Annotated in this window: 7 protein-coding genes and 1 pseudogene; 4 read left to right on the forward strand and 4 right to left on the reverse strand. The window is 66.1% G+C overall.

All coding sequences use genetic code 11. The features are described from left to right. Positions 1-310: 310 nt before the first annotated feature. Together GEV05_25025 and metW are read left to right on the forward strand one after the other, a co-directional pair. Complete coding sequence (locus tag GEV05_25025) at positions 311-1,477, forward strand: homoserine O-acetyltransferase (protein MPZ46591.1); 1,167 nt, start codon at positions 311-313, stop codon at positions 1,475-1,477. A gap of 8 nt (positions 1,478-1,485) precedes the next feature. Next, a complete protein-coding gene (metW, locus tag GEV05_25030; GenBank protein MPZ46592.1) occupies positions 1,486-2,076 on the forward strand; it encodes a methionine biosynthesis protein MetW in 591 nt (196 codons plus the stop codon). Here metW and GEV05_25035 read toward each other — a convergent pair. Both GEV05_25035 and GEV05_25040 read right to left on the reverse strand, forming a co-directional pair. Then, positions 2,049-3,284, reverse strand: coding sequence for an MFS transporter (locus GEV05_25035; GenBank protein ID MPZ46593.1), 1,236 nt, complete (start codon positions 3,282-3,284; stop codon positions 2,049-2,051). The genes metW and GEV05_25035 overlap by 28 nt on opposite strands. Before the next feature lie 132 nt (positions 3,285-3,416). Next, a pseudogene (locus GEV05_25040) lies at positions 3,417-3,976 on the reverse strand (exodeoxyribonuclease III). A gap of 16 nt (positions 3,977-3,992) precedes the next feature. Between GEV05_25040 and pyrE the strand changes: the two are divergent. Together pyrE and GEV05_25050 are read left to right on the forward strand one after the other, a co-directional pair. Further along, positions 3,993-4,646, forward strand: coding sequence for an orotate phosphoribosyltransferase (gene pyrE, locus GEV05_25045; protein ID MPZ46594.1), 654 nt, complete (start codon positions 3,993-3,995; stop codon positions 4,644-4,646). After that, a complete protein-coding gene (locus GEV05_25050; GenBank protein ID MPZ46595.1) occupies positions 4,636-5,289 on the forward strand; it encodes a DUF4124 domain-containing protein in 654 nt (217 codons plus the stop codon). Before pyrE ends, GEV05_25050 begins: the two co-directional genes overlap by 11 nt. A 116-nt stretch (positions 5,290-5,405) precedes the next feature. On the opposite strand, the gene gatB is transcribed toward GEV05_25050, so the two are convergent. After that, a complete protein-coding gene (gene gatB, locus GEV05_25055) occupies positions 5,406-6,848 on the reverse strand; it encodes an Asp-tRNA(Asn)/Glu-tRNA(Gln) amidotransferase subunit GatB (GenBank protein ID MPZ46596.1) in 1,443 nt (480 codons plus the stop codon). A 20-nt stretch (positions 6,849-6,868) separates the two neighbouring features. Then, positions 6,869-8,242 (reverse strand): Asp-tRNA(Asn)/Glu-tRNA(Gln) amidotransferase subunit GatA (gene gatA, locus GEV05_25060; GenBank protein MPZ46597.1); only part of this gene is annotated, 1,374 nt, incomplete at its 5' end.

Below are 8,242 nucleotides of genomic sequence, written 5' to 3' on the forward strand. Positions count from 1 at the left end.
CCGGGGGGAGAGGGGAGCGTCGCGTCCGTATTGGACTGTCGTCCAATACGGAACGATCAATAGTTGGGCTCGTACACCGGTGGTTGCAGCGGACAGTCACCGGCGTGCTTCGCTCGCCGGCTCCTGCAGCTGAGCGCGACCATTCGACATCCTCGTGTTGACACCCCGGGAAGCCGGGAGTACCTTCCGCACCCAGCACTACGGCGCCGATTTGACCTCAGCTTGCGGGCGCCTAATAAAACCGGCTAAAGCGAAGGCAACCCAGCCCGCGCAGTCGGCTGGGTTTTTTGTTTCTGGACGACATTTTCTCGTGAAGGCTGAATTGCCACTACCGGATAACGGCGTCGGCCTGGTCGCGCCGAAGACGGCGCACTTCGCCGAGCCGCTCAAGCTGCGCAGCGGTGCAGTGCTGTCCGACTATCAGCTGATGTACGAGACCTACGGGGAGCTCAACGCCGAGCGCACCAACGCGGTTCTGGTCTGTCACGCGCTGAATGCTTCCCACCATGTCGCCGGCTGGTATGCGGACGATCCCAAGAGCATCGGCTGGTGGGACAACATGGTCGGTCCCGGCAAGCCGCTCGATACCGACCGCTTCTTCGTGCTCGGCGTGAACAATATCGGCGGCTGTCACGGCTCGACCGGCCCGACCAGCATCGATGCCGCGACGGGCAAGCCGTATGGCGCGAGCTTTCCGGTCGTCACGGTGGAGGACTGGGTTGCCGCCCAGGTGCGTCTTGCCGATCACCTCGGCATCCAGCGCTTCTGCGCCGTAATGGGCGGCAGCCTCGGCGCCATGCAGGCGCTGCAATGGACCATCGATCAGCCCGAGCGCGTGGCGCATGCGATCGTGATCGCTGCCGCGCCGAAGCTCTCCACCCAGAACATCGCCTTCAACGAGGTCGCCCGCCAGGCGATCATCTCGGACCCTGATTTCAACGGCGGCGACTACTACGCGCACGACACGCTTCCGCGCCGGGGGCTTCGCATCGCGCGCATGATTGGCCACATCACCTATCTCTCCGACGACGCGATGATGGAGCGCTTCGGGCGTGTGCTGCGCGCGGACGACTTCCGCTTCCACTTCGACGTCGACTTCGAGGTGGAATCGTACCTGCGCCACCAGGGGGAGAAATTCGCCGAAGTTTTCGACGCCAACACGTATTTGCGGATCACCCGCGCGCTCGACTACTTCGATCCGGCCAAGCAGCACGGCGGCAGCCTCACCCGCGCGCTCGCGCTGGCGCAGGCGAGCTTCCTCGTCATCTCGTTCACCTCCGACTGGCGCTTTTCGCCGGCGCGCTCGCGCGAGATCGTCAAGGCGCTGCTCGACAACAAGCGCAACGTCACCTACGCCGAGATCGACGCACCGCACGGCCACGACGCCTTCCTGCTCGACAACGCGCACTATCACGAGGTCGTGCGCGAATACTTCAACCGGCTGGCGCGCGAGCTTGCCGGCGCAGCGCTGCCTTGAACGCCACCCTGCAAGCGCGTTCCGACTTCAACGTCATCGCGCGCTGGATACCGCAGCATGCCCGCGTGCTCGACCTGGGCTGCGGCGACGGCTCGCTGCTGCAGTTCCTGGCGCAGACCCGCGGCGTGCACGGCTACGGCGTGGAGATCAGCCCGGAAAACATCGTCGCCTGCGTGCGCAACGGCGTGAACGTCATTCAGGACGACCTGGAGACGGGCCTGGCCGAGATCGAAACCGATTCCTTCGACTTCGTGATTCTTTCGCAAACGCTGCAGGCGATGCGCCATACCGAAGCGATCGTCGACGAGATGCTGCGCGTGGGCCGGCAGGCGATCGTGACCTTTCCCAATTTCGGCTACTGGCGTAACCGCCTGGCGGTCGCCCGCGGCAACATGCCGGTATCGGAGAACCTGCCCTACGAGTGGTACGACACGCCCAACGTGCACCTGTGCACCATCGACGACTTCGAGCGCTTTTGCGCCAGGCGCAAGGTACGCATCTGCGAGCGGGTGGTGTTGAGCGACGGGGCCGAGGTCGGAATGGCTCCGAACCTCTTCGGCCAGCTTGCGGTCTATCGGTTCGAGCGCCTGCCCGCCTGAGCTGCGCGCGCCTCCGCGGCTGCCTCTTCGGGCATCAGCCGTCGCATCCAGCGCAGCAGCGCCAGGCCCGGCAACGCGATCAGCGCGCAGGCGAGAAAGAAGGTGCTCCAGCCGAGCGATTGCGCCAGCCAGCCGGTCGGCGCCGCGGCCAGTACGCGTGGTATGCCCATGAGGCTCGACAGCAGCGCGTATTGGGTTGCCGTGAAGCGCCGGTCGGTGAGCGCACCCATGAAGCCCACGAACGCCGCCGTGCCCAGCCCTGCAGTCAGGTTTTCCACGGCGATGACGGTCGCCAGCGCGGGCAGGCTCGGCGGCAATCCCGAGAGCACGACGAATCCGAACGTCGACACCATCTGGCCGATGCCGAACAGCCACAGCGCGCGCTTGAGCCCAATGCGCAGGATCCAGATGCCGCCCAGGGTCGCCCCAGCGATCGTCGCCCAGAAGCCGAACAGCTTCACCACCGCGCCGATCTCGCTCTTGCTGTAGCCCAGATCGAGGTAGAACGGCGTCGTCATCGCGGACGCGAGCGTGTCGCCCAGCTTGTAGAGCAGGATGAACGCCAGCGCGAGCCATGCGCCTTCACGCGTGAAGTAATCGCGAAACGGCAGCACCACCGCCTCGGCCAGCGAGCGCGGCCGCCCCGGCGGCAGCGGCGGCTCGGGTGCGACCAGGCTCACGACCACGCAAGCCGCCATGAATGCAGCGAGCAGCCGATACATCTCGGGGAACGACAGCACGTCGGCCAGGATGAGCCCGCCACCGCCAGCGAGCAGCATGCCGATCCGATAGCCGTTCACGTACATCGCCGAGCCGAGACCCAGCTCGAGATCGGTAAGGCTCTCGCGGCGATGGGCGTCGACCACGATATCCTGCGAGGCGGAGAAAAACGCGACCATCAGAGCGGCGACCGAAACCGCGACCAGATCATCGGACGTCGGGTTGGCGTAGCTGAGCGCGACCAGCGCCGCCGCCAGCGCCGCCTGCGTGACCACGAGCCAGCCCCGACGCCGGCCGAGAACCGGCAGCGCATAGCGGTCGAACAGCGGCGACCAGAGGAACTTGAGCGTGTAGGGCAGACCTACCAGGGCGAACAGGCCGATGCGGGCGAGATCGACGCCGCCGTCGCGCAACCATGCCTGCAGCACCGAACCGGTCAGCAGCAGCGGTAGACCCGACGCGAACCCCATCAGCGCCGCGATCAGCATCCGGACGCTGAAGACGGCCCGCAGCGTTTGCGTCCAGGACGCTCGCACTGGCTGGCCCGCGGCCTCGCCGGTTGGCTGCCCTGCGTCGCTCAAGCGGGTTTTCCGGAGGCGAGCGACCGGGGACAACCGGCGTCAACAGGCATGATCGAAATCGATCGTCAGCGGCGCATGGTCGGAGAAACGCTTGCGCGTGTAGATTGCCGCTGCGCGAGCGCACGCGGCCAGGCCCGGCGTCGCGATCTGGTAGTCGATCCGCGCCACCCTACGTTCTTGGCCCAGGCTTCGCCACGGCTCGACCACCAGGTGTAGCGCTCGGGGCGTGGATCGAGGCGCCTAAACACATCGACGAATCCCAGCTCGTCGAACACGCGCGTGAGCCAGGCGCGCTCTTCGGGCAGGAACCCGGAGTTCTTCCGGTTGGCGCGCCAGTTCTTGAGGTCGATCTCGCGGTGCGCGATGTTCCAGTCGCCGCACAGCAAAACCTCGCGCCCGCAGGCACGCAGCCGGGCGAGATGCGGGAAGAAGCGCTCCATGAACCGGAACTTCACGATCTGCGCATCGAGATCGCACTCCTGCGCCTTCAACTCCTGCACGCATATGACATCGGCGCGGCTACGAGCGAGCCAGGCGAACGCGCCCTTGGCCGCCGCCGAGCGAACTCCGTTGAGATTCAAGGTGATTGCGCGTAACATAGGTCGGGGTGGACAGATGACTGATTTCAGGAAGGATTTCTTTCGCTTCGCAGCCTCGCAGCGGGCCCTGCTGTTCGGTGAGTTCGTCACCAAAGCGGGACGCACGTCGCCCTACTTCTTCAATGCCGGAATGTTCGCGAGCGGCGCGGCGCTGGCGCGCCTGTGCGAATTCTACGCGAAAGCCATTGCCGCGGCCGGCGTCGAGTACGACATGTTGTTCGGCTCCGCCTACAAGGGCATACCGCTCGCCGCCGGGGTGGCGATGTCGCTCGCATCGCGCGGGCGCGACGTTGCATTCTGCTTCAACCGCAAGGAAGCGAAGGATCACGGCGAGGGCGGCACGGTGATCGGGGCGCCGCTCGCAGGCCGTGTCCTGATCGTGGACGACGTGATCTCGGCCGGAACGTCGGTGCGCGAGTCGGTCGGCATCATTCGCGCCCATCATGCAACGCCCTGCGCCGTTGCGATCGCGCTCGATCGGATGGAGCGCGGAGCCGCAGCACTGTCGGCAACCCAGGAAGTGGAGCAGGCGTACGGCATTCCGGTCGTCAGCATTGCGACCCTCGACGATCTGGTGGAGTTCGTACGCGCGGAGCCGAGCTACGCTTCGCATCTGCAAGCCGTACTGAGTTATAGCAGCCGTTTCGGAACCACCGTCCATGCGCGCTGAGCGGGCGGCCGCCGCCGTTGTCATGAGCCTCGCGTTGAGCGTCGGCCATGCGGCCTTGTATAAGTGGGTCGACGACAAAGGACGCGTCCAGTACAGCGACAAGCCGCCGAGCGACCGGGACAAGAGCGCGGTGCAGATGACCAACCGCGGGGTGATCATCAAGAAAATCGAACCGGGCATGAGCGCCGAGCAGAAGAAGGCGCAGGAAGAGGAGTCGGCGCGCAAAAAGCAGGAGGACCTCAAGGCGGTCGAGCAGCGCAGGAAGGACAACGCGTTGCTGCTGTCGTTTACCAGCGTGCAGGAAATCGACATGAAGCGCGACCGCGAGGTGCAGGCGCTCGATGCGATCATCGCCAACCTGCGCGGGCAGGAGCGCTCGATGAGCGAGCGCATCGCCGAGGATCGCAGGCGCCTGGATCTTTACGCCAAGCGCAAGAAGCCGCCGCCCGAGTCCGTGCAGGAAGACACTCAGCGCAATCAAGCGCAGATGAAAGTGCTCCGCGACGAGATCGAGCGCCACCACCAGGAAACTCTTGCCACCCGGGCGAAGTACGAAGTGCTCAAGAAACGCTATCAGGAGCTGCGCGAGGAGCAGGCGGCAGGCACGGCAGCCACCGCGGCCCAGACGCCTGCCAAGAAATAGGGTTACGGTCATTCCCGCGCAGGCGGGAATCCAGGGATCTATCTCTGGGTTCCCGTTTTCACGGGAACGACGGAGTTGGGCCATCCCACGCACGGCAGTTGCGGCACGAGCGATGTCTAGCCGGGCGCATCCAGTTTCCGCCGCAGAATCTCATTCACCTGCTGCGGATTTGCCTTGCCCTTGCTGGCCTTCATCACCTGACCCACCAGGGCGTTGAACGCTTTCGCCTTCCCGGCCCGGTAGTCCGCCACCTGCGCGGCGTTCTGCGCCAGCACCTCGCCGGCGAGCTTGTCCAGCTCGGAGCTGTCCGAGATCTGGCGCAGCCCACGCCGCTCGATGATCGCATCGACTTCACCCTCGCCCGCCCACAGCGCCTCGAACACCTCGCGCGCCATCTTGCCCGAAAGGGTTCCGTCGGCCACGCGCTCGACCAGCACGCGCAGCTGCCCCGGAGCGACCCTGCTTTGCGTGATATCGCAGCCCGCTTCGTTCAACCGGGCCGCCAAGGCGCCGGTCATCCAGTTGGCCACGAGCTTCGGAGCCGAACCCGACAGGCCATCCGAGGCCGCCTCGTAATACTGCGCGAGCTCGCGCGATGCCGTCAGCAAACCGGCGTCGTAGGGCGTCAAGCCGAATGCAGCGACGAAGCGGTTGCGCTTGGCGTCCGGCAGCTCGGGCATCGATTGCGCGATCTCGGCCAGCGAATCGGCGCCGATCTCGAGCGGCAGCAGATCGGGGTCGGGGAAGTAGCGGTAGTCGTGCGCGTCCTCCTTGCTGCGCATGGTGCGCGTTTCGTCGCGCTCGGGATCGAACGAGCGCGTCTCCTGGCGGATCGTTCCGCCGTCTTCCAGGATCTCGACCTGGCGCCGCGCCTCGTACTCGATCGCCCGCTCCAGGAAGCGGAACGAATTGAGGTTCTTGATCTCGCAGCGCGTGCCCAGGTCGGTCGTGCCGGCGGGGCGCACCGACACGTTGGCGTCCATGCGAAACGAGCCTTCCTGCATGTTGCCGTCGCAGATGTCGAGCCAGCGCACCAGGGCGTGCAAGGTCTTGCCATAAGCGACCGCCTCGGCCGCGCTGCGCATGTCGGGCTCCGAGACGATCTCGAGCAGCGGCGTGCCGGCGCGGTTCAAGTCGATTGCGCTCATGTCGTGAAAATCTTCGTGCAGCGACTTGCCGGCATCCTCTTCCAGGTGCGCGCGCGTGAGCCGGACGGTCTTGGTGCTCTCGCCGAGCACGATCTGCAGATGGCCGTGCTGCACGACCGGAATCTCGTACTGGCTGATCTGGTAGCCCTTCGGCAGATCGGGATAGAAGTAGTTCTTGCGCGCGAACACCGAACGCCGGTTCACGGTTGCGTCCACGGCGAAACCGAAGCGCACCGCCTTCACCACCGCGGCCGCATTGAGCACGGGCAGCACGCCCGGCAGCGCCACGTCGATCTCGCACGCCTGGGTGTTGGGCTCGGCGCCGAACGCGGTGGATGCGCCCGAGAAAATCTTCGAGCGCGTCGAGAGCTGCACGTGGGTTTCCAGCCCGATGACGGTTTCCCATTGCATGATTGCCTTTCCTCGAACGCTCAGTCGGCAAAGCCCGCCGGCAAACGCCGGTGCCAATCGGTCGCACGCTGGTACTGGTGCGCGACGTTGAGCAGGCGCGCCTCGGCGAAGTAGTTGCCGATCGACTGCAGCCCCACAGGCAACCCGGCCGCATCGAAGCCCGCCGGGATCGATAGCCCGGGCAGGCCGGCGAGATTGACCGCGATGGTGTAGATGTCCGACAGATACATCTGCACCGGGTCGCTGGTGCGGCTGCCCAGCTCGAACGCCGTGGTGGGACTGGTCGGTCCCATGATCACGTCGCATTTCTCGAACGCTGCCGCGAAATCGGCTGCAATCAGGCGCCGGATCTTCTGCGCCTTGAGGTAATAGGCATCGTAGTAGCCATGCGAAAGGACGTAAGTGCCGATCATGATGCGGCGCTTCACCTCCGCGCCGAAGCCCTCGGCACGGGTGCGCTCGTACATGTCGATCAAGTCGTCGAAAGCGCTCGCACGATAGCCGTAACGCACGCCGTCGTAGCGGGCGAGATTGCTCGATGCCTCGGCCGGCGCGAGCACGTAGTACACCGGAATCGACAGGCGCATGTTGGGCAGGCTCAGCTCGGCCGTGGTCGCACCCAGGCGCCGGTACTCCGCGATCGCCGCCTCGATCGCTGCCGCGACGCCGGGTTGTACGCCCTCGCCGAAGAATTCCTTCGGCAAGCCGATGCGCAGCCCCTCGAGCGGGCGTTCGAGCTCGCGGGCATAGTCTTCGGTCGCGCGCTCGAGGCTGGTCGAATCGCGCGGATCGAACCCTGCCATGGCGTTCAACATGAGGGCCAGGTCGTGGGCGCTGGTCGCGATCGGCCCGGCCTGGTCCAGGCTGGAAGCGAACGCGATCATGCCGAAGCGCGAGGCGACGCCGTAGGTGGGCTTGAGCCCGCACACCCCCGAGAGCGCTGCGGGCTGCCGGATCGAGCCGCCGGTATCGGTCCCGGTCGCGGCGAGCGCCAGCCGCGCGGCCACCGCTGCCGCCGAGCCGCCGGAGCTGCCGCCGGGAACTGCGCTGGCGCGCCAGGGATTGCGCACCGGGCCGAACCAGGAGGTTTCGTTCGACGAGCCCATCGCGAACTCGTCCATGTTGGTCTTGCCGAGGCTGACCGTACCGGCGGCCTCCAGCCGGGACACCACGTGCGCATCGTAGGGCGCGACGAAATTCTCCAGCATGCGCGAGCCGCAGGTGGTCCGCCAGCCGTTGGCGCAAAAGATGTCCTTGTGCAGGATCGGAATGCCGGTGAGCGGCCCCGCGGCGCCCCGGGCAATGCGCTCGTCCGCGGCGCGAGCGACGGCAAGGCTACGCGCCTCGTCGAGGGTGATGACTGCGTTCAGGCGCGAGTTGTGACGCCGGATGCG

The organism is Betaproteobacteria bacterium (assembly GCA_009377585.1).
GTDB lineage: Bacteria > Pseudomonadota > Gammaproteobacteria > Burkholderiales > WYBJ01 > WYBJ01.